Source organism: Paenibacillus sp. J2L1-98, from assembly GCF_056269405.1.
Genome location: NZ_JBWDNW010000014.1, coordinates 90,943 through 117,632 on the forward strand (window position 1 = coordinate 90,943; position 26,690 = coordinate 117,632).

Annotated in this window: 19 protein-coding genes and 3 pseudogenes; 17 read left to right on the forward strand and 5 right to left on the reverse strand. The window is 47.5% G+C overall.

Annotated elements, in window-relative coordinates; translation table 11 throughout:
* Nucleotides 1–374: 374 nt before the first annotated feature.
* The 5 genes and pseudogenes from AC0YNZ_RS21695 to AC0YNZ_RS21715 all read left to right on the forward strand — a co-directional run bounded on the left by AC0YNZ_RS21695 (nt 375) and on the right by AC0YNZ_RS21715 (nt 6,104).
* The gene (locus AC0YNZ_RS21695) at nt 375–1,019 is read left to right on the forward strand and encodes a ThuA domain-containing protein (protein ID WP_475828587.1); all 645 of its coding nucleotides are present in this window, start codon (nt 375–377) and stop codon (nt 1,017–1,019) included.
* Nucleotides 1,020–1,492: 473 nt separating this feature from the next.
* Nucleotides 1,493–1,645 (forward strand): IS66 family insertion sequence element accessory protein TnpA, encoded by a 153-nt coding sequence (gene tnpA, locus AC0YNZ_RS21700; RefSeq protein WP_475828626.1) that lies wholly within the window; start codon nt 1,493–1,495, stop codon nt 1,643–1,645.
* Nucleotides 1,646–2,172: 527 nt separating this feature from the next.
* Nucleotides 2,173–2,594, forward strand: a pseudogene (locus AC0YNZ_RS21705) (SUMF1/EgtB/PvdO family nonheme iron enzyme); the annotation flags it as partial.
* Nucleotides 2,595–2,850: 256 nt separating this feature from the next.
* On the forward strand, nt 2,851–4,404 hold the full coding sequence (locus AC0YNZ_RS21710) for a response regulator transcription factor (RefSeq protein WP_475828588.1): 1,554 nt from the start codon (nt 2,851–2,853) through the stop codon (nt 4,402–4,404).
* A complete protein-coding gene (locus tag AC0YNZ_RS21715) occupies nt 4,401–6,104 on the forward strand; it encodes a sensor histidine kinase (RefSeq protein ID WP_475828589.1) in 1,704 nt (567 codons plus the stop codon). Before AC0YNZ_RS21710 ends, AC0YNZ_RS21715 begins: the two co-directional genes overlap by 4 nt.
* 286 nt (nt 6,105–6,390) lie before the next feature.
* Here the strand turns inward: AC0YNZ_RS21715 and tnpB are convergent, their stop codons facing one another.
* A complete protein-coding gene (tnpB, locus tag AC0YNZ_RS21720) occupies nt 6,391–7,566 on the reverse strand; it encodes an IS200/IS605 family element RNA-guided endonuclease TnpB (protein WP_475828627.1) in 1,176 nt (391 codons plus the stop codon).
* Between the two features lie 225 nt (nt 7,567–7,791).
* On the opposite strand from tnpB, the gene AC0YNZ_RS21725 reads away from it, so the two are divergent.
* The 4 genes from AC0YNZ_RS21725 to AC0YNZ_RS21740 all read left to right on the forward strand — a co-directional run bounded on the left by AC0YNZ_RS21725 (nt 7,792) and on the right by AC0YNZ_RS21740 (nt 13,859).
* Nucleotides 7,792–8,742 carry an ABC transporter permease gene (locus tag AC0YNZ_RS21725; protein ID WP_475828590.1) on the forward strand — a complete coding sequence of 317 codons (951 nt, stop codon included), beginning with the start codon at nt 7,792–7,794 and terminating at the stop codon, nt 8,740–8,742.
* Nucleotides 8,743–8,766: 24 nt separating this feature from the next.
* The gene (locus AC0YNZ_RS21730) at nt 8,767–9,663 is read left to right on the forward strand and encodes a carbohydrate ABC transporter permease (protein WP_475828591.1); all 897 of its coding nucleotides are present in this window, start codon (nt 8,767–8,769) and stop codon (nt 9,661–9,663) included.
* 51 nt (nt 9,664–9,714) lie between these two features.
* Nucleotides 9,715–11,313: an extracellular solute-binding protein gene (locus AC0YNZ_RS21735; protein WP_475828592.1), complete on the forward strand. Its 1,599-nt coding sequence runs from the start codon at nt 9,715–9,717 to the stop codon at nt 11,311–11,313.
* A 143-nt stretch (nt 11,314–11,456) separates the two neighbouring features.
* Entirely contained in the window at nt 11,457–13,859 is a 2,403-nt protein-coding gene (locus AC0YNZ_RS21740; protein ID WP_475828593.1) for a hypothetical protein, read from the forward strand.
* Here AC0YNZ_RS21740 and AC0YNZ_RS21745 read toward each other — a convergent pair.
* Nucleotides 13,853–14,587: an endo-beta-N-acetylglucosaminidase gene (locus AC0YNZ_RS21745; RefSeq protein ID WP_475828594.1), complete on the reverse strand. Its 735-nt coding sequence runs from the start codon at nt 14,585–14,587 to the stop codon at nt 13,853–13,855. The two genes, AC0YNZ_RS21740 and AC0YNZ_RS21745, sit on opposite strands and share 7 nt — an antisense overlap.
* Before the next feature lie 93 nt (nt 14,588–14,680).
* Complete coding sequence (locus tag AC0YNZ_RS21750; protein WP_475828595.1) at nt 14,681–15,028, reverse strand: hypothetical protein; 348 nt, start codon at nt 15,026–15,028, stop codon at nt 14,681–14,683.
* Nucleotides 15,029–15,112: 84 nt separating this feature from the next.
* Between AC0YNZ_RS21750 and AC0YNZ_RS21755 the strand changes: the two genes are divergently transcribed.
* Nucleotides 15,113–15,475, forward strand: coding sequence for a hypothetical protein (locus AC0YNZ_RS21755; protein ID WP_475828596.1), 363 nt, complete (start codon nt 15,113–15,115; stop codon nt 15,473–15,475).
* Nucleotides 15,476–15,729: 254 nt separating this feature from the next.
* Here AC0YNZ_RS21755 and AC0YNZ_RS21760 read toward each other — a convergent pair whose 3' ends face one another.
* Nucleotides 15,730–16,272, reverse strand: coding sequence for a hypothetical protein (locus AC0YNZ_RS21760; RefSeq protein WP_475828597.1), 543 nt, complete (start codon nt 16,270–16,272; stop codon nt 15,730–15,732).
* A gap of 177 nt (nt 16,273–16,449) precedes the next feature.
* Complete coding sequence (locus tag AC0YNZ_RS21765; RefSeq protein ID WP_475828598.1) at nt 16,450–16,707, reverse strand: hypothetical protein; 258 nt, start codon at nt 16,705–16,707, stop codon at nt 16,450–16,452.
* A gap of 164 nt (nt 16,708–16,871) precedes the next feature.
* On the opposite strand from AC0YNZ_RS21765, the gene AC0YNZ_RS21770 reads away from it, so the two are divergent.
* The 7 genes and pseudogenes from AC0YNZ_RS21770 (at nt 16,872) to AC0YNZ_RS21800 (ending at nt 26,678) form a co-directional block, all read left to right on the forward strand.
* Nucleotides 16,872–17,810 (forward strand): carbohydrate ABC transporter permease, encoded by a 939-nt coding sequence (locus AC0YNZ_RS21770; protein ID WP_475828599.1) that lies wholly within the window; start codon nt 16,872–16,874, stop codon nt 17,808–17,810.
* 17 nt (nt 17,811–17,827) lie between these two features.
* Complete coding sequence (locus AC0YNZ_RS21775; RefSeq protein WP_475828600.1) at nt 17,828–18,664, forward strand: carbohydrate ABC transporter permease; 837 nt, start codon at nt 17,828–17,830, stop codon at nt 18,662–18,664.
* A 464-nt stretch (nt 18,665–19,128) separates the two neighbouring features.
* Complete coding sequence (locus tag AC0YNZ_RS21780; RefSeq protein WP_475828601.1) at nt 19,129–22,821, forward strand: polysaccharide lyase family 8 super-sandwich domain-containing protein; 3,693 nt, start codon at nt 19,129–19,131, stop codon at nt 22,819–22,821.
* Nucleotides 22,822–23,000: 179 nt separating this feature from the next.
* Nucleotides 23,001–24,236, forward strand: coding sequence for an alpha-L-fucosidase (locus AC0YNZ_RS21785; RefSeq protein ID WP_475828628.1), 1,236 nt, complete (start codon nt 23,001–23,003; stop codon nt 24,234–24,236).
* A gap of 225 nt (nt 24,237–24,461) precedes the next feature.
* Entirely contained in the window at nt 24,462–25,148 is a 687-nt protein-coding gene (locus tag AC0YNZ_RS21790; protein WP_475828602.1) for a carbohydrate binding domain-containing protein, read from the forward strand.
* A 329-nt stretch (nt 25,149–25,477) separates the two neighbouring features.
* Nucleotides 25,478–25,864, forward strand: a pseudogene (locus AC0YNZ_RS21795) (carbohydrate ABC transporter permease); the annotation flags it as partial.
* Between the two features lie 17 nt (nt 25,865–25,881).
* Nucleotides 25,882–26,678, forward strand: a pseudogene (locus AC0YNZ_RS21800) (carbohydrate ABC transporter permease).
* Nucleotides 26,679–26,690: the final 12 nt, after the last annotated feature.

Sequence of the window (26,690 nt, forward strand, 5' to 3'; positions counted from 1 at the left end):
CGAGCCATTCGAGCATTCCTCAGCTGCCTGAGGGGCTACCTTTTCATTTGCTAGCATATAATTTGTAAACATGAAGACAATTGCGGAAAGGAGCTGAAGTGTAAGCGTGTTTAGTACAGCCGCGAGTGTGGCTAAGCGTAATGAATGGATTCCGCTTAAAAGGAGGCTTGCTTATGCCCGCTCATTATTATAATATCCCGACGTACTCGCTTCCCCGGTTCAGAAGCTACTTCGAGCAGTGTAAAGGATGAATTCAGTGTGCCGGTTATCCGGGTCGATTTTTCGTACAGCGCAAGTGATTATGAGGTTATCCGGCAAATGGGAAACGTCGTCCGACGGCTGGGTAGCGGCGAACGTGAAGGGAGGAGGCGGATATGATGAAGAAGAAGGCGCTTATTGTATCGGGAGGTTTTGCGCCGCATCAGCCGCAGGAGGTTGGGGCGCTTTTATCCTGGCTGCTGGAGCGCGACGGCTTCGAGGTGGAGCATTACGGCAGCTGGGACGTGTTCGATGACAAGGAGAAAATCAGCAGGCTTGATCTCATTATCCCTAATTATACAGACGGGACGATTACCAAGAGCCAGCTCGACAACTTCCTGGAAGCGGTTGAGGGCGGCACGGGCGTTGCCGGCCTGCACGGGGGGATGGGAGACGCCTTACGATGCGAGCAGCGGTATCAACTCATGGTCGGCGGCGTATTTACCGCTCATCCCGAGAATCATTTTACAGTGATCATAAACGATAAGAACCATTTCATTACGCGCGGCCTGCCGGATTTCTCTATAACTACCGAGCACTACTACATGCTGATTGATCCTTCCATCCACGTGCTGGCGACATCCTATTACGGCGTCCATCAGCCGGAAGTATGGCGTTCGACAGTCATGCCGGTAGTATGGATCAAAAGTTACGGAAGGGGCCGCGTATTCTACAATTCGCTTGGGCATAACGTGGATATCGTGAAGCTTCCCGAAGTGCTGACACTAATGCAAAGGGGGATGATTTGGGCTGCGAGATAAGAGACTCTACAACCGGTTGATAAAGGGGATATGAAAGAAATGAAGGCACTTCGAAAGGATGATGTTCTAAAGTCTATAATCCTTGAAGGTATCCGCACATAGACTGAAGCCTTAAATCAGAAGACGTTTTGGAGCGGTTGAAGCAAAAGAGACTACTTCAAGGAAACAGCTTGCCAAGCAATTGGAAGCAGTAGATAAACAGCTTCAGAAGTAAAACGATCAGAATAATACTGTAAAGAAAGAAATCTTAGATAAGTGAAAGGAGTTTCTCCTCGATACATCTTAACTACCTCTGAGAATAGCTCTGCAACTGTTTGTAGAGCATCAGGAAATTCTTGTAATGCTCGCTCACCAGCTCCCCTGCCGTCAATTGTATAAGATCCGACTAATTCTATGTACGCCTCCCAAAGCCTCTCGTGTTGTCGGATGACTCCAATATAGCAGCACCGCTACTAATCTAATGGATCAGTTGAATTGAGGCATACAGAGAAAGCGAACTCACAATGAATGCCTGGTGCGCTGAAAACAGCATCACGAAAGATCAGTTGATATATTGGCTGCGCAAAACGAAGGACCAGCTATCTCCCTCCTTATCCCAATTATCTGCCCGTTTAACGCTTCCCTAGGCCGATGCCCTTTCTATGGGCGTACCCTCGCTTGTCATCTGCATCGGACCAGTGCAGCTTCGAACTTCATTCCTATTTCTACGCCAAGCTGCACCGTGAAGTTGTGCACGCGCTCGGCGAATCGCCATGTTGTCTCTATCCAGCGCGCAGCGTGAATATCTCGCTTCGGCATAATGCCTGATAGAAAAAGTTAGGTTTACATAAAATGGACTACACGTATGAACTGATCCGAACTGATCCGAACTGATGAAAAGCTTCCATTGAAGATGTTTTTCCATAATGTCCGATTAGCCGCACTAACAGAAGCAGCAACTAGTTAATGAAAAGTGGCAAGTCTCATTCATAAATATAAAAAGTACGAAAAGTCTCATTTCATCATATCGAAAGTCTCAGTTATAACTGTAAATTGAGACTTTTTTTTGTGGTTTTAGTCTCATTTATAACCATTACGCACATCGACTTTCACTTTATAATCTCCCCAAACATCGTACGTGACGGAAATTTTTATGCAGCGTTAAACTACCATTCTCAAGCCTGGTGGTAAACATATGTGCAATATATGGCAGGGGAAATTCCCGAAAAAAAACAACATGAGCGATAGATTTGCCGGAACGGCACCTGTAAAGTCTTTCGAGTCGAATGGGTATGGTTTGTATCAAGTGTCCGGAAACGTTGGGAGTGGTGCTCGGATTGGTTTAGCCCGACATTTCACATCAATAGTCCCCGGATTAATCCTCTCGGTCCGCCGAAAGGGACAAGCCTTGTGCTGCGAGGCGGCTATTATTTATGCCACAAATCCTACTGTAACCGCTATCGTATAGCTGCCCGACTTGTACAATTTTATTCTCTATATCCCTGGCTGATCTCGAACAAAATCACGAAAAAGTTATTTATGATTTTATCTCGGTATCAGAGAATCACTGGCATAATATCGTTTCTGTACTATTAGATGAGATATTTCCGAATGCACCAATTGGTATGATAAGCTCCCGCAGACGTTGTGAGCACGCCAGAGGTCGAAATGGCTCTGGAACAGTGTATCGAATTCTTTGCGAAGAACACAGATATGACGTTAAGTCTAGCGATGTGGGACATTTCACTACCTGTAGTTGTCCCAGACTCAGTCTGTCGATTCGAGTCTTTTTTCTTGGGGGAACCTATGATAGACTCCAGTTGTATATGTTTGCATGAAGGGGGAACGAACGATGCTGAACATGCTCATTGTGGACGACGATAAATTTGAACGTGACGGGGTCAAGTTCCTGGTAGACAAATACGGCTTCGAGCTGGAGATCGCTGAGGCAGACAGCGGCGAGAGCGCACTTGATTATATTAAGAGGCATGAAGTCGATATTTTATTTTCCGACATTCGGATGAAGGGAATGGACGGTCTGCAGCTGGCGGAGAAGGTAAGGGAACTCGGTCGGCCGATCAAGGTTATCTTCATGAGCGCTTACGGCGAATTCGAGTACGCGCAACGGGCGATTGACCTGAAGGCGATCCGGTATATTTTGAAGCCAGTACAGGTGAGCGAGTTTATTAAAGTGGTGTCGCAAGTGATCCAATTATGCGAAGAAGAACGGCAAACGAAGGTGCAGCAGGAGAAGCTAAAGGAATCGTACTGGAAGGAAGTCCGCTATGAGAAGCAAAAGCAGCTGACCGATCTGATCGTTGGCAGAAACGAAGCGGAGGAAGAGGAGCTGGATCTGCCGGGGTTGATCGTCGGTTTCGACGGGTCCCATCATGTACGGTTGTTGATACTTGATTCACGCAGCCGATTTTTCGATCGACTTGATCTTGATTTTGAGCGGCAGCTCGCGCAAACGATCGGCCGCGGCTTCGAATTGGTTCACCTGAATGAGTTCCAAAGTCTGCTAATTGTCGAAGCTTATTCCGAAGAAACGAAGGAGACGCTAACTGAGCTTGGGCACCATCTGATTCGTTGGTTCCAGGGAACGTACGGTGGCGATGTTACCGTCGTCATCAGTGGGGTTGTGGAAAATTCGAAGCAGTTGTACAAGGAATATAACGCTATGGAAACGATGCTGGAAAATAAATTCTTTTTTGACGAAAGTACTGTACTGTTAGCAAATCACGCTTCATTCGCCGGCGGCGACACAATAGGAGCAGTCAATGACGCTCTAGAAGAGCTTGTTCACAATATCCAGCGGAACCGCTACGATATTTCGGGCTTCCGGTTTAATCAGTTGTTCGATATACTGCAGAACAGCGATCATTTTTCTGTCATTTATGTCAAGTATGTCTGTTCAGAAATCGTCAAAGCGATATTCGATGCTTCGGCAAAGAAGAGTACAAATCGGTTTAGGGATAATTTAGAAAAAATATATAAAACAACCAAATTAAGCGATTTACGTAAAGTGGTCCAGTCGATTTTTGAGGAGAACGAGACGCCCGCTGCATCGGCCGGGGACTCTACGTCCAAAGCGATTGAGGAAGTCGTCCAGACAATCGAGCAGGAATATGCCTCCGATCTATCGCTCGATTCGCTTGCAGAAAAAGTGTATTTATCGCCCAGCTACCTGAGTTTTTTATTCAAGAAGCAAAAGGGAATCAGCATCAACAAGTACATGACATTGTACCGGTTGGAGAAGGCGAAAGAGCTGTTGATCTCAACAAACCGCAAGATCGTCGATATCGGCAAAGACGTCGGTTATTTCAACTTCCCGTATTTCAGCTCACTGTTCAAAAACCATTACGGCAAAACGCCCTCCCAATTGCGGGAAGAGGCGGTTCGATGATCAAACCGGTGTATGCGTTGTTCAACCGGCTGAGGTTCAAGCACAAGCTGTTTTTATCCTACCTCACAGTCATTCTCATTCCGATACTCGTGTTCGGCATTTATGCGTATGACCAGTCGAGGGAAATGCTGGAATTGCAAGCGCTTCAAGGGATCGACAAAAACGTGAGCACGCTCTCGGAAAGCATGAACAACTCTATCGAACGGTACAATCGGACGGTCCGCTCCATTGTATTTAACAAAACGTTTCAAAAAATCGTCGACAACGATTATCTCGATCTCGTCAATTTGTCCCGGGATTTGAATGAATATTTGACGCCGTATTTTATGATGATGGCCAATTTGGACAAAGACATTGAAAAGGTTACATTTTACACGCAAAACTATGTACCGGAGTATGGGATAGCGGTGTTATCAGCCGAACGGGTGAAGCAGGAGCCGTGGTACGCCGAAGCTACCCAAGGAGCAAGCAACGAAAATCATTGGTTTTACGATGGAAACTTGTTCGTGACCGGGATGTTCCCGGACATGTTCACGGAGTACCGAAATATCGTTTACATGCAAATAAACGGGGAGAGCTTCTTCAAGAACGTCGAGGACATGGCGGGGGATTACAGCATCGTGATTACAGACGGAAACCGGACGATTTATGCCAATCCGCATGCGGCAAAAGTATCCGCTTTCGAGTCGATGCCCATGGAGCAATTGAAAGAAGGGACGGTCGAAATCAGCGGAACCGACTATTTACTCGTAAAGAAGAAGGTACCGCAGGCGAATTGGACGATTTATTGCTTCGTACCGGCGGCACAGGCATCGCCGAATGCCGGGACCATTATTAATGCCACGTTGATTATGATCCTCATCTGTATCGTCTGTCTGCTTGTGATCATTACAATTTTCTCCAAAACGATGATTCGGCGGATTTACGCGTTGAACTCGATGATGAAGCGGGTCGAGAACGGGGAGCTTAGCTTGAAGGTACACAGCAAGTCGAAGGATGAAATCGGCGAGCTCACGAACCGGTTTGGCAATATGCTTATTCGGCTGAACGATCTGATTGACGAGTCGTATCGCAGCAAAATCGTGCAAAAGGAAGCGGAGCTGAAGGCGCTGCAGTGGCAGATCAACCCGCACTTTTTGTACAATACGCTGTCGTTTATTAACTGGAAAGCGCTGAAGAGCGACGCTCTCGACATTAGCCATGTCGTCACCTCGTTGTCGCGGTTTTACCGTACGGCGCTGAACCGGGGCAACAACATTATTACGGTGCGGGACGAGCTGGAAAACATAAAATCGTATATCGAGATTATTCAAAGAATGAACGATTACAGCTTCGACGTCATTTACGAAATCGATGAAGCGGCGTATAGCTTCGCGACGATTAACCTGATCTTACAGCCGCTCGCCGAAAATGCGATCAAGCATGGCATCAACCAGAAGCCTTCGGGACGCGGCTTGCTGCAGGTCAGCGCTTGGGTGCGCGAAAGGACGATCGAATTCGCGATCGAGGATAACGGTCCCGGCATGCCGCAGAATACGGTCGATTCGATCCTCACGCAAACATCGGCCGGCTATGGCTTGAAAAACGTCAACGAGCGGCTGCAGCTGCAATTTGGCGCCGAATACGGCATTTCCATCCGAAGCCGGCTGGGCGAAGGCACTGTCATGACGGTTACGATCCCACACTATACTATGTTTTGATTACCTAAGTCTGTCGTTAGGAGACCGCTGCAAAAGTCCATTTTTTTCAGAACAACAAAAGAGTTTAAAAAAACGAGCCTCTAGAATCGCTTCTAAGGCTCGTTTCGCGTTTAGGGAGACATATTTGACCCCCTAAATTCTTTGGTTTTTCCAAAAACACTATTTTTGCAGCGGTCTCCGTTAGGCGGGCTTTTTTCAATATTCTTGAACTACCCCTTCTTAAAATCAATTGATTTTTGAAGACGGGGATTCCTAAGAACTTCACCCTAACGGGCAAATATGTGGATTAGGCTATCCCCGTAGTCCCTACGGTTAGAAGCCTGATGGCTTCGTTTCTCAGATTGATGCTTGCGTTCAGATCGCGATGGTGATGACTGCCGCAGCCTGGGCATTCCCATTCACGCAAAGCGAGATTCTTCACGTCTTTGTTTTTCGTACCGCAACAGGAGCATAATTGGCTGCTGGCGAAGTTGCGCGCCACGGCTACCACCCGTTTGCCATACCAGCTTGCTTTGTACGCAAGCATCGCACGAAATTGCGACCATGATATTTCACTGATCGCTTTGGCAAGGTTTGCGTTTTTCAAAAGGTTTTTTACCGCTAAATCCTCGATCCCGATGATGTCGTGGTTTTTGACGATCTCGGTAGAGATTTTATGCAAGTAATCGTTCCGTGCGTTCGCAATGCGCTCATGAATACGAGCAATCCGAATCCGCTGCTTATGCCAATTCGAAGATCCTTTTGTTCGTCTGGCTAGCATGCGCTGCGCGTTTGCTAACTTCTGTTCTAATCGCTGAAACCACTTCGGATTTTGATGGACGGTTCCGTCACTGACAACAGCGAAATCCTTTAATCCAACATCAATCCCGCATGCGGAATGGGTTCTGGGTAAAGCTTGCACTTCGGTTTCTGCCAACAATGACACAAAGTATTTACCGCTTGGATGAAGGCGAACCGTAGCATTTAGGATTCTTCCCTCGACCGCACGACTTTTGGAGAACCGAACCAAACCGAGCTTCGGCAGCTTGATATAGTTGCCCGACACCGTGATATTGCCATTCGTTTGTTTGGTCGTATACGATTGTACAGCATTCTTTTTACTTTTGAAGCGTGGTTTGTCATTTTGCTTCTTATAGTAGCGGATATACGAATCGTCTAGATTTTCAAGCGACTTTTGTAAGGCTATGCTATCCGCTTCTTTAAGAAAAGGATAATGCTGTTTTAACTCCCGAACACCTTTGATGGCTTCATATTTGTTAAAAAACTCACCTTTCCATTCGTTCGAAGGCAATTGACCGCTTTGCTTCATTTCTTCGACAATGTGCCAATAGGCATCCTTTTCTAGCTGCTTTGCCAAGAAAAAATTAAACACAAAACGAGTGCAGCCTATCGTTTTGTTCATGAGTGTTGCTTGTTCTTTGTTCGGATAGATACGAAATTTGTAGGCTTTATGGACGAGTATTGGGATCACCTCCTCATCCAAATTATAGCACATATGTTCGCATTCAGATACCAAAAAGAAATCGATTCATCTCCCTCTTACTACGTTGAAGAGGGAGTCTTCTCGACTAAGATGATAAAAAACTGAATCGTTTCTAAATTATTTGATAATTTAATTTGAGAACCCTCATGATATAGTTTGTATATCCAAATGAAAGCACTTACATGAAGGGGGGAGACAACACCGATGAACGAACCTGTGGCGGCAGTGAAATCAACTTATTCGCTCAAAAAAGAAAAGCGGAGTAAATACAAGCAATACCGCGTGCTATTGCTCATGATGATTCCGGCGCTCATCTACTACTTCATTTTTCACTATCTTCCAATGTACGGCGTGCTGCTGGCGTTCAAAGACTTCAAAATTACACAAGGCATATTGGGCAGTCCATGGGCGGGGTTTACGCATTTCGTCAAAATTTTCAATGACACATATTTCTATACTGTACTTGAAAATACGCTTCTCATCAGCTTGTACAAGCTGGTATTCGGATTTCCGGTGCCGATCATCTTCGCCTTGCTTTTGAGCGAAATATCAAACCAGAAATTCAAGAAAGCGGTACAAACAATCTCCTATTTGCCGCATTTTATTTCATGGGTCGTGCTGGCGGGCATTTTCTTCACGATATTTTCGCTGGATGGTCCGGTGAACGCACTGATCAAAGTATTTGGCGGCGAGCCTTCTTTGTTCCTTGCAGACCCACGCTATTTTCGAATCATTCTAGTGGTGACGAGTATTTTTCAAGGCTTCGGCTGGGGTTCGATTATCTATTTTGCGGCGATATCCAACATTGACCCGCAGCTGTACGAGGCGGCAGTCATTGACGGTGCCAGTCGATTCAAACGGATGTTCTACATTTCGATCCCTATGCTCGCGCCGGTCATTGCGATCATGCTGATTTTATCGATGTCGGGCATTCTGGATGCCGGCTTCGACCAAATCTTCAACATGTACAACGTACAGGTATATAACGTATCCGACATCCTCGATACTTACGTATACCGCAAAGGTCTTGTCGATATGAATTACAGCTATGCGACGGCGGTCGGGTTGTTCAAATCGGTCATCGCATTGATTCTAATCATCACAGTGAACCGCATCGTGAAGTGGATCGGCGGCAAGGAGCATGCTTTGTGGTAATTTAGCGGAAGGTAGGTGAGCACAATGATTAATGTGAAAAAATCGACCGGGGATAAAATAGTTGATGTGTTTTTGTACGTGATTCTGACTTTCATAGTATTGATCACGTTGTATCCATTCTGGTCCCAAGTCGTGATATCGCTTGACGGTGCGGGGACTGACAGCGCAGCTTACTCATCCGGACTCGTATTGGTGCCGACAAAGCTCACGTTTGAAAGCTACATGCTGGCGTTTAAGTTCGATGCTTTGTGGTCCGGGTATTTCAACACGATTGTCCGTACGGCGCTTGGCGTGTCGTTATCGGTGTTCTTCACGGCGATTACGGCATACCCGCTTTCGAAGAAGGATTTGCCGTGGAACCGGACGTTTACGAGCATCATCCTGTTCACGATGCTGTTCGGCGGAGGAACGATCCCGATGTACTTGCTGATTAAGGAGCTGAACCTGCTTAACACGATGGGGGCTCTTGTTTTGCCGGGAATGATCGGGGCGTTCAACGTCATGATTATGCGCAACTTTTTCCGCTCGATTCCCGATGAGCTCGAAGAATCGGCGCGGGTGGATGGGGCAGGATATATTCGGATTTTCACTCAGGTGGTTGTTCCTCTGTCGAAGCCGGTTTTGGCGACGGTTGCGCTATGGGTGGGGGTAGGTCATTGGAATGCCTGGTTCGACAGTATGATCTATATTTCCGATCCGGACAAACAAGTACTGCAAATCGTATTGCGCAAAATCATCATTCAGAACAATATGACGGACATCAATAGCGTTATTCAAAATATCGGCAAAACAACGGAGTTTTCCGGCCGGCAGCTGCAATCGACGGTTATTATGTTCTCCATTATACCGATGCTGATCGTGTACCCGTTTATTCAGAAATATTTTGTGAAAGGCGTCATGATCGGTGCTATTAAAGGGTAAACCTCTTGAAATAGAAATCATGAAAATATACAAATGAAAGGGTTGGTTCGAGTGAATAAAAAACGTTGGCTTACCGGAGCACTATCGGCTGTCTTAATTGTATCCCTTATGGCGGGCTGCGGCAAAAGCGAATCTCCTGGAAATACCGGCATCGGGGATAAGCAAACCACTGAGACGAACGACAAGGAGCAACCGAAGAAAACATTAACGTTCTGGAATCTGGACGATAATGTGACCGACTCGGAAGGTCTTAACGCGCTGAAAGAGAAGTTCGATATCGACATCGATTTTATTGCGGCGACACGCGAAGCGATGAAGGAAAAGCTCAATCTGATGATTTCTTCCGGGGATATTCCCGATTGGTGGAAGGAGCCTTCCTTTACGGACTACGACAAGCTCCTGCAGCAGGATGTGGCGGCGGAAATTCCGCAAGAGCTCATTGAGCAGCATATGCCGAAGTACGTCAGCTGGCTGAAACGATACCTTGGCGACGATCCGTTCAAATATGTGCGCAGAGACGGTAAAATTTATGGTTTGCCGGTCATTTGGGATATCGGAATCGACGGCATGGAGCTTGCATTCCGGGAAGATTGGATGAAGAAGGTCGGCATTACGAAAACACCGGAAACGCTCGAAGAAATGGAGACTGCATTAACCAAATTCCGCAACGACGATCCGGACGGCAACGGCAGCAAGGACACCTACGGCATTACCGCCTCGGCGGAAAATATCGAAAGTATGTTCAGCTCCGTATTCGGCGCATTTGATGCTTACCCGAACATCTTCCGCGAGAAGGGCGGCAAAATCGTTCGCGGCGAAATCGAGCCGGGCGCGAAGCAAGCGCTCGAGGTGCTGAGCCGCTGGTACAAAAACGAATTGATCGACCCCGAGTTCGTTGTGAACAAAGGCAACAACGTCGAGGACAAAGTATTGACCGACAAGGTCGGTTCGGTCGAGTTCTATTGGTGGGCGTTCCTGCCTGGTAATGCGTTCCTCGGCGGCGAGCAATGGCACGACAAGCTGGCGAAGAAGCATCCCGGCTTCAACTTCGCGATTGTCGGCGGCGTGAAAGGGCCGGAAGGCAAATATGGCATGTCCCAATATAACCCGGCGTATGCATCCGGCGTCATGTTCGGCAAGCAGCTCGAGAAAGATCAGGACAAAATGATTAAATATATGCAAGTGTTTGAGGCGACTCAATTCGATCCGGAAACTTTCGAGCGGTTGAATTACGGCGTCAAGGGTACGCATTGGAAGCTGAACGACAAAGGGATCGCTGAGTTTATCGCACCGTATACGGACGAGAAGGAACGCAAAAAAGCGGGTATCGGCGCTTATTCCATGTCAGGCTCCTTCAACGACTACGAATTCGTGACGTCGTATACGTCGGATGAAAGCATGAGTCAGCTGGCGAAGGATACCCGTGCGAAAGGGACGCGTAACATCGATATTCTCGCTCCGTTCAACAAGCCGGTTTACAACGAAAATCAGGATAAGCTGAAGCAGTTTACGCTGCAGAACTATATCGACTTTATTACAGGCCGCAAGTCGCTCGGCGAGTTTGACAACTTTGTAGCTGAGTGGAGAAAGATGGGCGGCGACGCTGTTCTGGAAGAAGCGCAAAAGGTATACGATGAAAATTTAAAGTAATTATTTAAAGCCTTGCGGTGAGTGTCCTTTCTTCGCAGAAAGGACATCTTTTTATACAATTGCAGCCCGCCCGTAGCCATCGGTGCGAACCTATTGATTGTTGAATGATGCCAAGGAGATGAGTACACATGTGGAATATTCAAATGAGTAGATTGATACTTCAATTAAACGATAAAGGAATCGTTGCGGGACTTGTTGATGGAGCATCTGGGAAACGTTATGAATCGACGCAGCATGCGATGCCGCTTATGCGTGTTGCAGCCGGCGGGAGCACGGAGGAGCCTTCGAATGCGCATTATGACGAGAGCTCTCGGGTCGTTACTCTACAGTATCCATCCGGAGCAGTTATAGATGTTGAAGTGGAAAGCAAGGCGCTGTATGCAACGTTCGAAATCGTGCGAATAGAAGGCGCGAATGTCGATGCGGTCGTCTGGGGGCCTTACGTGACTGCGGTCGCCGGATCGGTCGGCGAATCTGTTGGCGTCGTGCACAATGAGGAGTTCGCGATTGGTCTCCAATCGTTGAATATGAAGACGGTCGGCGGTTGGCCGCTCGAAATCAATCGTCTGGAATATGTGCGGCCGACTTATTCCGGCGCGAATGAGGGAAGCGGAAATTTCGACGAAATGAATGGATCCGACAACATGTTCGACTATGACGTATGTACGGCCTGGCCGACGAGCGAGGGCAGCTTGCTGCAGGCTTTTGCGAGAAACCGCGAGGTGTGCGCACGCCGGCCGGCTTGGAATTTGCCAAACGTTGATGTCGCTCCGATTGCTGGAGAGGATGCGCAAATTACGGGTACGAAAATTGCGTTGTTCGGCTGCGCTCTATTGGATGTGCTGCCGACGATCGAAGCAATCGAGCTGGGCGAAGGATTGCCGCATCCGGTTATTGAAGGGGTCTGGGGCAAAACGTCGCCCGGAGCCAATCAATCGTACCTCATCACCGATTTTTCGGAAGCGACGATAGAGGATGCGGTACGTTATACGAAAATGGCTGGCTTAAAGTACGTCTACCATCCGGACCCGTTCAGCAAGTGGGGGCACTTTGTTCTGAAGCCAAGCAGCTTTCCGAACGGGGATGACAGCATCAAAGCTTGTGTTGAAGTTGCAGAGCGCGAAGGCGTGCATGTTGGCGTTCATACGTTGTCCAACTTCACGACATTGAACGATCCGTATGTGACGCCGGAGCCGGATGCGCGGCTGCAAATGGCGGGAACGGCCCATTTGACCACTGCCGCCGGGCTAGAGACGACAGAAATCGAGGTGGATGATCCAGCACCGTTTCAAATTAGCTTGTTCAGACGCTCTGCTCGGATCGGCAGTGAGCTGGTGGAATACGAAGGCGTATCGGAAAGCGCGCCTTGGAAGCTGCTTGTCGTGAAGCGCGGAGCGAATGGCACGGTGGCCTGCTCGCACGAGCCGGGCACGGTTATCGGCCGGCTGTGGGATCACCCGTATGATGTGTTTTTCCCTGACATCGAGCTGCAGGATGCCTTTAGCGACCGGATCAGCGAGTTGTTTACTTCAACCGGCCTGAAGCAAATTTCGTTCGACGGCCTTGAAGGCTGCTACGCAACCGGCCATGACGGTTATGGTGTCAGTCAGTTCGTGATGCGGTGTTATGACAATTGGGGCGAGGAAGTGATCAACGACGCTAGCTACGTCATACCGAACTACTTGTGGCATGTGTTTACGCGCTTCAACTGGGGAGAGCCTTGGGGTGCGTCGACGCGTGAAGGCCAGCTGGAGTGGCGGCTAAGAAATCAACGGTATTTTGCCCGCAACTTCGTTCCGCCGATGCTGGGATGGTTCTTGGTCCGCTCTGCTTCGGAGCAGTTCGAAGCGACTGCGCCGGACGAGATCGAATGGGTGCTGTCGAAAGCCGCAGGTTTTGCAGCTGGCTTCGCGATTGTCGCCGATATGAATGTCCTTCAACGGAACGGCAACATTGAGCCTTTGTTTGTGACAGTACGCGAGTGGGAAGCGGCTCGCCGGGCTGAAGCTTTTACGCCGGAGCAGCGCCAGCGGCTGTGCGAGCCTAAGAGCGATTGGCATTTGGAGCGCACGGGAGAAGAGCAGTGGAACCTGTACCCGGTATCGATTTCGAAGCCGTTAGTATGCAATCCGGCTGAACAGCAGCCTGGTCAACCGGGAGGAGCCGATTGGACAGTGTTCAACCGTTACAATGAGCAGCCGCTTCGATTCACTATGCAGGTCATTCCGTCTTACGGGGTAGAGGATGCGTCTGTGAAACGTCCGACTTTTTATACAAACGGTGTTTATATGAATTTTGATACGGAAGTGTTCGCGAGCCAATATCTCGTATGCGAGGGCGATCGTATCGGAAAGGTTTACGACAAAAACTGGAACTTGATCAAAACCGTTGAAGCATCAGCAGATGCACCTATTCTGCGAAACGGCGGCCAGCCATTGTCGTTCAGCTGTAAATTTGAAGGTGATCCGAGGCCAATTGTGAGTGTTAAAGTTACGACCCGGGGTGAAGCCGAAGTAGTAGAACCAAACAAAGAAGTCATCTATTGATTCACCTTCCTTAGAAGCAGCTCTCTGAAGAGCTGCTTCTTCAATTTGAAGGTCGTGCCCCGCATACTTGTCCTCCGGCTTTCATAAATAGAAGCTTGCTCCATCAATATAACGAAGGACACAGCGGCCCTCTCTTGGTTAATGAAATAGCCGTCGAAGCCGAAGTATTCCTTCATCTCGATCAATTTTTCAGCTACCGGAAACGACCCGTCTTCTCTTTGTTTGAACAAAAGGTTATACGGCTGTCCTCCGCGCGGGATAAAGATGCAGCCTACCGATTTTACGCCGTTTTTATGCGCCGCATTGGTATAGGCCGGATTAGGCAGGTCGACGATGCCGAACTCAAATGCTCTTTTCCACCAGCCTTCCGCCGGGTCATATAAGCTGGAGGGCACGTCCTCTGTTGCAGTCCCATACCAGCCGCCATAATAGTCTGTATACTGCCAAAAGTTAAATAAGTAGTTCGAAAACTCGTTATTGTAAGACGTTGCGCCAAGGAAATAGAAATCATAATCCCCAGTCAGGTTAAAAAACTCCGTTTCCGGGCTCAGCTTAGGATTCGCTTGGGTTGCAGCAAACGCCTGATTTCTTTTTTCCAAAGGCACATACGCTCTTAATCGTTCAGCATTCGGATCTGTTTCCGGAGACCATTGCTCAATATCGATAGCGCGATAGCCATGGGTCATCGGTTGATTATTTCCAAAGGCCGCATCGCCGGTTGGCGACATGGAGTATGACACGGTGGACGATGTACAAGGGAGGAACCCATAACTCCACTCGCAATATGGATATCATTCTGGATCCGGAGACAGGCAACCCGCTTACTGCGATTGCGTCACTAGGCGGCAACTTTGTTCAACATGCGCTGGATGAGAACTTAGGCGATCCGGGCTCCCCATGCCTGCCTCGATCCCTGAGAAGACTGTTTTTAACGGATCTATGCCTCTTCTCTTCGCTTCTTCGACGGTTTTCTTAATATAGGTTTGATCGGTGCTGTCTCCATTATTCCATCCGTCCGGAGACTGCGGACCGATGTGCAAAGGGTACCATGCATCAGTTCCATCCTCATGTTCCCCCCAACAATTCAGACCCCATATGGCTGTTGACGGCCCTGCCTGAATGAAGAGTTCTCCTTTGAGACGGTCATTCACGTTAGCCCACACTCGCACCGGATTTTTGATCCGTATTCCGATCCATCGAAGGATAGGTAGTCCGGAATCGTCACACGGGAATGTACCGTTGACGCTGAATCTTTGGCCATCACGGCTGATGTAATCATAATCATATTGCTGTTCCAATGGGTAAATAATCGGTGGAAGCCCACTTCTCTCCAAAACATCATTGTAGGATGTAATAAAGCGAAAAACTACGAGAACCGGCAGCCGGAAGAAACTTTCCCACTGACGATCTTCATGGATTCGAACGATGCGAAGGAAGCGAATCAGCTCCGTACGCAAATTAATGATTACGTGCGGTCGAATATGGCGCAGTTCGTCACGGGAACGAAGAAATTAAATGATGCGGAGTGGGATAGCTACGTGAAGGGCTTCGACGGGCTGAACCTGCCGCGTTATCTCGAAATCTATCAGAAAGCCTATGACAGCAAGAAAAGCTAAAGGCGTCAGCCGACATCCTCTCGTTTGGGAGGATGTTTTTTTACGTATAGGAAAGTATAATAGCCTCTCGGCATTCGATGAGGAATTCTAGGGGCGATGCCGGAATAGCCATGAAATTGTTCTGGAAAATATGGAAGATGAAAACCAGTTTCATAACAGGGCAGACTCCACCAATTTTTTAACCAGGTTTTTTAAAAATTAGGCTGCTGAAGGGCAAATCATGGCTTTCTTTTTATCCCATTCATCTTTTTGCCTCACATACCAAGCGTCCATGTGCTGGCAGAGATCATAATGCCGTAGAGTCGCATGTACCACATCATCGTAGAACGATGCCTGCCGGATTCGAGTTTGTAGTCGATCTTCTCACGCTTGTTAGAACGTTCCATGGATGAACGGCGTTTGTAAGTCAGCTTCCATTTTTTTGAATCGCAAGGCGTTTTCGTAAACAGTCTAGGGTCATCCTTGGTTTTCGTGTAGAAGGTACGACCGTACTTGGCTGTAGAGCAACCACAAGCCGGTGTACTTCTCCACTTGCGACGATGGAGCTTGTAATCCGTCCCATTAGGCTTCATTGGATTTCCGTTTGGACAAATCGGAATCCCTGTGGGTGAAATCTGTATATCCCTTGCGGTTGTGCTGGTTATGTTTTTCTTGGAGCGAACATTCAAATCAATGAAGGGCTCCATGCCTTGATGTTCGAGAAGAAGATAGATGGATTCCGCATCATGCGCGGCGTCGAGAAGGATTTTATCGACCGCGCCCAAGGTGAAACGTTGCTTGAATTCGACTGTGCTCATGACCAAACTGACCGCATCGTGCCGGGAAGCAGGATGCAGTCTGGGGTATAAGGGTAAATCATGTTTGCTTTCCGCCGCTGAGATCATGTACAGGTGGTAGCCGTTAAAGTACACTCTCTGGCACACTATCCGTATGCGCGCGGCAAACAAATGGATTAGCGCAAGAACGCCCGCGCCCTATGTGATCCACGAGCCGGTTGTCAGGAACAGCAGCTGCCCCGTTATGCCGACGCCGATGAGCAACGCGCCCAGCGCATAGAAGGAAACTTCCTTCATCGACTCCTTGGGCAGGCAGATCGCGAACAGCGGGATGAACAGAACGATCAACGCCGTCAGGGCGAACAGGAAATGCCAGCCCATGTATTCGACGCCCGCGTCGCCGGCGGCGGGAACGAGTCCAAGTCCGAGAGACACCGAAGGTATGATAAACGCCATCGCTTTGCCCCGGCGCTCGACATGAATGTACCAAGATGAACACGAGGGACAACACGGATCCAAGGGTCAAAATTTTACACCTTTGAGGTCATAATCCGCCCTTTGAAACCCCATCAATTATATTATGATTATACCAACTTAACAGATAGCTGAGGTGATACGAGGTGGATGTTGTAAGATCTGCTGGTTTAGATGAACGACTAAAAAGTCCCAAGAAGTTTTGGACACCTGGTCGCAAGGAAGCGCTGGTTGGCTGGTTGTTCCTGTTGCCCGAAATCGCGGGCATGCTGCTGCTCAACGTATTTGCGCTTGTATTTTCTTTGTATTTAAGCTTCTCCTCCTGGGATTTGCTGTCAGGACTATCCGGCATTAAATTCATCGGTATTGACAACTACGTCAAGATGTTCCAGGATATTACGATCGGCAAGGCACTCATGAACAATTTGATGTTCACCGTGCTGACGGTTCCGATCTCCATTGGGATTGCGCTAGTAATGGCTGTGCTCATTCACTCCAAGGTATACGGCAAGGATTACTTTAAAGTCGTTTTTTTTCTACCGTACATTTCATCTATCATTGCGATTGCTGCTGTATGGAGCGCTCTTCTGCATCCGTCGCTGGGACCGATTAATCAGTTTTTGCTGGATATGGGTATCAACAATCCGCCGAAGTGGCTCGTCGATCCCAAGACATCGTTATTGTCAATCGCCATCATTAGCACTTGGGCGGGCATCGGCTACACGATCATTATTTATTTGGCGGGACTGACGAACATTTCCGATGATCTGTACGAAGCCGCTGATATCGACGGTGCGTCCTCGATGCAGAAGTTTTTCAAAATCACGGTGCCATTGCTTCGCTCAACGACCTTCTTCCTTTTTATAACGATGCTGATCGGCTCTTTCAAGGTATTCGATATAATTGCCTTCCTGACCGAAGGAGGACCTCATAATTCATCGACCGTTGTCGTATTCCGTATCTATGAAGAGGGCTTCCGAAATTACAACATGGGTTATGCTTCCGCTATTTCCTGGCTTCTGTTCGCCATTATTGGCTTGATCACAGCGGCGACATGGAAATTGCGAAAAGAAGACACGGCCTAACAAAGGGAGGGAATGAGATGCTTGTTCTGAAAAAAAATGTATCGAAGATTATCGTAACCATCATGATGGGAGCACTTTCTATTTTCTTCCTCGTGCCGTTCATCTGGATGCTCTCATCGGCATTCAAATTCGAAAATGACGTGATGCGCTTCCCGATTCAATGGATACCGGAATCCATCAATGTGGTTTACAATTTTAAGACGGTGTGGATGGGGAATGTCCCGTTCTACCAGTTCTACTTCAACTCGATTAAAATCGCTTTGACCGTTACGCTGATTACGCTTGTGTTCTCATCCATGGCGGCGTATTCCTTTACGAAGTTGCGCTTCCGGGGGAGGGATTTGGTCTTCCTTCTGTTGATTTCTTATATGATCATACCAGCCCAAGCGACGCTGATTCCGCGGTTTATGCTCATTCGCTGGATGGGGCTTTATGATACGCATGCTGCGCTTATTCTTATGGATATGTTCTCCATTTACTTTACGTTTTTGCTTAGGCAGTTCATGCTGGGCGTCAACAACGATTTTATCGAAGCGGCGAAGATCGACGGAGCGGGTTACTTTCGTATCTTCTGGTCGATTATTCTTCCGCTTTGCAAGCCTGTGCTTGCGACTGTCGCGATCATCAAGTTCATCTGGACCTGGAATGATTACCAGAATCCGCTAATTTTCTTGCTCGATAAGGATTTGTACACCATTCCGCTGGGCATGGCGCTGTTCCGGGACGATTACACGAACAACTACGCGATTATGATGATGGCTTCTCTATCCGCGATCATACCGCTGCTCATTGTATTTATTATTTTGCAGAAGCAGGTAATAAATGGGATCGCATTAGGCGGTGTGAAAGGTTAAGAAAGTAAACATAGCATTGAATCGAAGGTGATATTTTGACTTGTCAAAATATCACCTTTGCTATGTCAAAAATATTCACGGTCCTTCACCACTATGCCGCTATACTATAAACATTCGACAAAAGAGGTAGTAGGCTGAAATGGAGCAACACTGGAAAGATCGCAAGCTTGTTATGTCTACTTATCTTTATGAATGCGCTTACACCTTTTAGGGCGGGGTGGGTTCGCGCTGAAGAGCTGCCTGATACAGATTCGGAGAGATCCGTCATGCTTCCCTTCGACGGGAGTGCTGCGAATATCGGAACCAGCAGCGTAACGCCTGTGACGAACCAGTTCGATGCGTTTCCATATTTAATTAAGATTTATTTTTAGACATACTTAAAGGAGGTGATTGAAGCCGAATCTTTCGGATTAGAGATTTTAAATTTTAAAATGTAAGCGAATACATTTAAGGGAGATGAGTAAATGATTATGTTTCGAAAAATGAGACCGTTGATACTTTCTTTGATTTTTGCCTTGCTTGCCTCGATGATGATGGTTTCAACGTCTGCTACCGTGAAAGCCGCCGACGAATTTGATGGTCTTCGGGACAAGTGGAAAAACCTAATGACAGGCGGTTCCGATTATGACCTATCCGATCCGGATATTAAAGCATCAATTGATGCGCTTACAATTTCGGCCCAAAAAAATTGGAATTCGATGGACAAATCTGCAACACGAACGTATCTTTGGAGCGATTTAACCAATTGGACGATGAGCGGTGGAGGTCACGTAGCCGACAGTTATGCGCGTTTGAGAAGCATGGCGCTCGCTTACGCCACAACAGGTTCATCTCTGAAAGGCAATGCAACCATGCTCGCGGATATTCTCAGCGCTTTGGATTGGTTGTATACGAATCACTTTAACGAAAATACTTCGGTTAGCAACTCGTGGCCGAATCTTGAATGGCCGGCGCCACGCTCACTTGCCGAAATCATGATTCTGGTGTATGACAGCTTATCTGCTGCTCAAATTACGAACTTTACGAACGCTATCGATCATTTTTGCCCTGATCCGAACTGGAGAACGGATGTCTCGACCATTCCGATGACGGGATCGAACAGACTGGATAAAGCGAGAGTGGTTCTCCTTCGCGGTATTGTCGGAAAGTCCAGCGCGAAGATAGCGCAGGCCAGAGATGCCTTGAGCCCGGAGTTCCTTTATGTTATGACAGGAGACGGCATATACGAAGACGGTTCACTCGTTCAACATAAAAATGTTGCCTATACGGGAGGCTATGGGGCAGAACTGTTAAGAGGTATGTCGGACTTTTTCTATCTCTTGAACGGTTCCTCCTGGTCGATCACAGACCCGAACGCCAGCAATGTTTATAAGTGGGTCACTGATGTATTCCAGCCACTTATTTATAAAAACGAGATGATGGATATGGTAAGCGGACGGGGGATAACAAGAAAAGGAGCTCAGGATCACGGTAGAGGCAAAAGTGTTGTTATGATGATTTTGCGCTTATCGCAAGGAGCACCTTTTGACAAAGCTTCGCTATATAAGAGTCTCGTGAAAGCCTGGATTCAGGCGGATACGACCTATCCGACTTATTACACGGGATTGGATATTTATAATATCAACCTGCTTAAATCTGTGATGGACGACTCTACCATTGTTCCAAGCAGCGAGTTGATAAAAAATTTCATGTTTGCCAGCATGGATCGTGCCGTTCATCTACGCCCGGGTTTCGGTTTCGGTCTCAGTATGTTCTCTAACCGCATTTCGGCTTTCGAGTACGGTAGCGGGGAAAATAAAAAGGGTTGGTTTACCGGAGCTGGTATGACCACTATCTACAACAATGACCTTACACAGTATTACAATTATTGGCCTACGATAGACATGTACCGGCTGCCGGGAACGACTACCGATGGCACGTCGGGAACGTTGAAAGAGTACGGAAATTATCCGAATACGAAAAACTGGGTTGGCGGAACGTCTCTAAATGGACAATATGGTACGGCAGGGATGGAATTCTCTCTTTCGCAAGTAACAGGCAGTCCACTTACCGGCAAAAAATCGTGGTTTATGATGGGTGATCAAATCGCTGCGTTAGGCGCAGGAATTACCGATACAAACGGCCGCAATGTTGAAACGATGATCGAGAATCGCAAACTGAAAGGTTCAAGCGGTAATTTGGCTGTCAACAAAGCGTTTAGTTCTTCAACGAGCTTGAGCTCCAGCTTCGACGCGGCGAAAGCGTTTGACGCCAACCTGTCTACAAGGTGGAGTGCATCGGTAGGGGCATCGACGGGCCAATGGATATCGGTCGATTTCGGGGCAAGCACTACCTATGATAAAGTTGTAGTTAAAGAAACATCGTACCCGCGTGTGACGTCATTCAAGCTGCAGTCTTCAGACGATGGCGTAACCTATACGGATATTTCAGGTACGTTAGGATCAACGATCGGCAGCAGTAAAACAATCAACGTTATGCCCGTCACTTCAAGATATTTGAGGCTGTATATGATTTCGGCCAGTCAAGAACCGACAATCGATGAGATTGAAGTATATAACAGTGGACGCAACACGTATCCGAATTTGAATAAAACGTACAGTGCCTCGACGAACTGGAGCTCCAGTTTCGACGCAGCCAAAGCGTTTGACGCTAACGGATCCACACGCTGGGGCGCATCTTCCGGGGCATCGACAAATCAATGGCTCGCCGTTGATTTCGGAGCCAACATTACGTACAACCAGGCGATAATTAAGGAAGTTTCCTACCCCCGAGTAACATCGTTCAAGCTGCAATCGTCTATTGACGGCCTGACTTATACAGACATCCCGGGTACAGCAGGAACGACGATTGGCGCAAACAAGACGATCAATTTCACTCCGGTCACTTCGCGGTACATGCGGCTGTACATTGTTTCGGCCAGTTCTGAACCGACGATCAATGAAATCGAAGTGTACAGTGGCGGGGACAATACGTTGACCGTGGACGGGACAATCCGTTTGAGCGGTACGTCGGAAACGCTGACCAATGTGAATTGGGCCCATTTGCAAGGCAACGTGGCGGGTTCGGACATCGGTTATTATTTCCCCGGCAGCGCAAATGTCAAAGGTATTCGCGAATCTAGAACCGGCACGTGGAATGATGTCAATTCGCAGCAGCCTGTCACGCCGTCTATGAAAGCCGACTACTTAAGTCTGGCGTTCGATCATGGAACAAATCCAACAAATACGTCTTATGCTTACGTGCTTTTGCCAAATAAAGATCAGAATGCTACTCAAGCTTATGCAGCTAACCCGGCTATCACGGTACTTGAAAATGGAGCGGATCTTCAGGCAGTGAAGGACACGTCCGCCAATGTGGTTGGAGCGAATTTCTGGAATGACATCGTGAAGACCGTTTTCGTGGGAGGTTCAGCCTTTATTACAAGCGAAAAGAAAGCATCGATCACGACGAAAGAAACGTCAAGCACCATTGAGGTAGCCGTTTCCGATCCGACTCATGCGAATACGGGCACAATCAACATCGAGATCAATCGAAACTCATCAGGAGCTTATTCGTTGGACCCAGGAATTACGGTCACCCAGCTTAGTCCTACGATCAAGTTGAGCGTAGATGTCAACCAGTCGCTTGGAAAAACGTTTACCGCTAAATTCAACCTCATTACACCGGTCACATTAGGTTCTTCTGACGATGCTTTCGTACGCGATGGCACTTATGCGAACACCAATTACGGTGCTTCTTCCGCGGTGACTGTGAAATTGGACGGAACCGGATATACGCGCCAGTCGTTTGTGAAATTTGACCTGTCGTCGATCATTGGTACGGTGACAAGCGCCAAAATCAAATTGGTTCCCGTTGGCTCAGCAAGCGGCGTCACTAACCAAGCGCATCTGGTTAGCGATAATACATGGACAGAGACGGGCATCACTTGGAACACTCAGCCGTTAGTCGGCACTCTTTTGGGAAGTTGGACTGTTCCGGCAGTCGGTACTGCCGTTGAAATCGATGTGACCAATCAAGTCAATTCAGCTTTGGGAGCCGATAAGAAGATTTCCATTCGGATCAGCTCGCTAGATTCCGCTTCCAATGCCTATATTGATTATGCCAGCAAGGAGCACGGCACGGTATCTTATCGTCCTGTAATTGTATTAAGTCAATAGACATTAGAAACCCGACTATGACCTTTATTGGCGTTGTCGGGTTTTGTTACATGACATGCCCAATTCTTGTCCAGGACGTCACAAGAATTGAGCATTGTGGGATGAAAGGCACCTCTTTTATGATGAACAAGAAGAATATGAATAGAAAGGTTGGATAACATCAAAATTCGCAAACATTAATTCCATCTGCAAGGCAGCTTGCTTATCAGGACTGGGAGTTCGGACTATTTGTACATTTCGGACTACGCACTTTTTATGAAGGGTATGTCGATTTCGATGAAAGGTCGATGTCGCCTTCCGCTTTCCTGCCAAGCCAACTAGATTGCGAACAGTGGATTCGTACAGCTAAGGAAGCGGGGATGAATTACGCGGTATTGACTGCCAAACACCACGATGGCTTCTCAAATTGGCCTACCCAATACTCGAAATTTTCTGTCGAGGCTTCTCCTTGGAAAGAAGGCCGGGGCGATGTTGTCCGGGAATTTGTTCATGCATGCCGCAAATATGATGTAAAGCCCGGATTGTACTATTCGCCTTTCGACGGATCGGCCGATTTTTATACGCAAGACGCCAAGGCGTACGACGACTATTTCGTCAATCAGATTACCGAACTATTAACGAATTACGGTGAAATTGATATTCTCTGGTTCGACGGCTGCGGTTCCGAAGCTCATGAATATGACTGGAAGCGAATCATTGGCGAGATCCGCCGGCTGCAGCCGAATATTCTCATCTTTAACATGGGTGACCCCGATTTTCGCTGGGTTGGCAATGAAGACGGCATCGCGCCTATTCCATGCTGGAACGTCGTCGATTCTACCGAATTCTCGATCCTGGCCGAGAAAAAGGAGCAGCTTGAAGGGCAGCTATGGCTGCCGGCAGAATGCGATGTCCAGATGCGATCGAATTGGTTCTATAGTGATAACGACGAGCATCAGCTCAAAAGCACGGAAGAACTCATGGGTCTCTTTTATCATTCCGTAGGCCGTGGTGCAAACTTGCTGCTGAATATCGGACCGAACCGGGAAGGTCTTCTCCCCATGAAAGATACGGATCGGCTCTTGGAATTTAGTAGAGAAATTAGTCTTCGTTTTGGCAGCCCGATTGCAACGTTTGAGCAATGCACAAGAATGAACGACACTTGGGCATATGAGCCAAAGGAGCCGCATTTGCTGGATCATATTGTCATCCAAGAGGATCTGACGAACGGCGAGCATATAAGAAGCTTCAAGATAACGATTATAACCCAAAAGAGCGGGCGGCCGGTGATCATTTACGAAGGACGAAACATCGGTCATAAAGCAATTATACAAATCCCAGCCGTCCAAGTTCGCGGAGTCTTTCTTGAAATCACGGAGAGTGATGGGGAGCCAGCGATTCGAAACCTAAGTTTTCACCACAGTGGTGGCAAGTAAAGGAGATTTTCATAAAAAAACGATATGGATCAAATATCGTCGATATACAAATCGGTACATATGACTTACATTTTAATTACTTTTATATTCATTTTGGGAGAGGTGAAGTTAATGAGAAAAATGAGTATGCTGTTAGCTGTTGGTTTAATTGTCAGCTTGATTGGATAGCACATCCCCTTTTATGAAAACGCTAGCCATAGGGTGGAGGCTGTTGCGGTAAACCTGATGACGAACGGAAGCTTCGAGCAGACAACCACACCAACCGCGGGCTGGAGCGGTGTCACAAGTCCTGCCCCTGTAGGCTGGGGGCTATGGATTCCAACCGGCAGCGGAAAAGCACCGAACAAAACGGTGAATGTAACGCTGGATTCAAACACGAATCATGAAGGGAGCAAGTCCATTTTGTTTGACGCTTTCGCAACAAGCAGAGTATCTGTGAATCAAAGCGTCACGACGGTAACTGCCGGCAAATCTTACAGACTTAAAGTGTGGGTGAAAACCGATAACGTAACAGGTGCAGGGGCAGGGGCTTATTTCAGAACGCAATACTATAACACAAGTAAAGTAGGAGACGGGCCTGCATCTGCTAAATTGTTAGGTACGAAGGATTGGACATTACAGCAAGTATTTATGACCATTCCAGCAGGCGTCACGAGGCTGGTTATTGAACCTTTCCTTGAAACGGGAAAAGGAAAAGTATGGTTTGACGATATCAGTTTGGAGGAATATGACGGTATTACAGGAATTGCTTTAGATCAAACCGCTTTTTCAATGGCAAAAGATGCAGTGGTAATCCTTACACCAACGCTCACACCGGCAAACGCAGCGGACAAGCGCGTTCTCAGCTCCCTTTATTGTATTCTTTGCAGCACATTCCCCACAAAAGTTTTCATGGTTGCCCTGATTCTTTGATGAACTCTGGTATGAAGTTTTCGTCTTAAGAGAGGGCCTCTACCCCGCAACCCGGAGTGTCGGTGATAAGCTATCCACGGGGCCATTAATAAAATCCAGTATCGATTCGCTTTATCCGATCGGCGTTACGAGATTTCTTGTTCGGCTCGGTGATGATGTGTCCCAGATACCAATCAGCATGTTGGTCGAGCTGGTAGAGAAGGCGCCGTATAACCCCTTGCATACGCTTTCAGATGGGTTGAAATATTGCACAACTATATCAAAAAAGTACACAGCTTTCGCCGATATAACAATTTACAATAACAAGTGTAAGAACACAAAAAAATTGCAGCACTTGGGCGGGCATCGGCTACACGATCATAATTTACTTGGCAGGGCTAACGAACATCTCCGTCGACCTGTATGAAGCCGCAGATATTGATGGGGCATCCTCGATGCAGAAATTTTTCAAAATAACAGTGCCGCTGTTACGACCAACGACCTTCTTTCTGTTCATAACGATGCTGATCGGCTCTTTCAAAGTATTCGATATCATTGCCTTCCTGACTGAAGGAGGACCTCATAATTCATCGACCGTTGTCGTATTTCGAATCTATGAAGAGGGCTTCCGAAATTACAACATGGGCTATGCTTCCGCAATTTCTTGGCTTCTGTTCGCCATTATTGGCTTGATCACGGCAGCAACTTGGAAATTACGAAAAGAAGACACGGCCTAATAAAGGGAGGGAATAAGATGCTCGTTCTGAAAAAAAACGTATCGAAGATCATTGTAACCATCATGATGGGAGCACTTTCAATCTTCTTCCTCGTACCGTTCATCTGGATGCTGTCATCTGCTTTCAAATTCGAAAATGACGTGATGCGCTTCCCGATTAAATGGATACCGGAATCTATCAATGTGGTGTACAATTTCAAAAAGGTGTGGATGGGGAATGTACCATTCTATAAGTTCTACTTCAACTCGATTAAAATCGCTTTGATCGTTACAATGATTACGCTCGTGTTCTCATCGATGGCGGCGTATTCTTTTACGAAGCTGCGATTCCGGGGGAGAGATTTGGTCTTCCTTTTGCTAATTTCTTATATGATTATACCAGCCCAAGCGACGCTGATTCCGCGGTTTATGCTCATTCGCTGGATGGGGCTTTATGATACGCATGCTGCGCTTATTCTTATGGATATGTTCTCCATTTACTTCACGTTTTTGCTTAGGCAGTTCATGCTGGGCGTTAACAATGATTTTATCGAAGCGGCGAAGATCGACGGAGCGGGCTACTTCCGTATCTTCTGGTCGATTATGCTCCCGCTCTGCAAGCCTGTGCTTGCGACTGTGGCGATTATCAAGTTCATCTGGACCTGGAACGATTACCAGAATCCGCTAATTTTCTTGCTCGACAAGGATTTGTACACCATTCCGCTCGGCATGGCGCTGTTCCGGGACGATTACACGAACAACTACGCGATTATGTATTTTTTATATTGCAGAAGCAGGTAATAGATGGGATCGCATTAGGCGGTGTGAAAGGTTAAGAAAGTAAACAC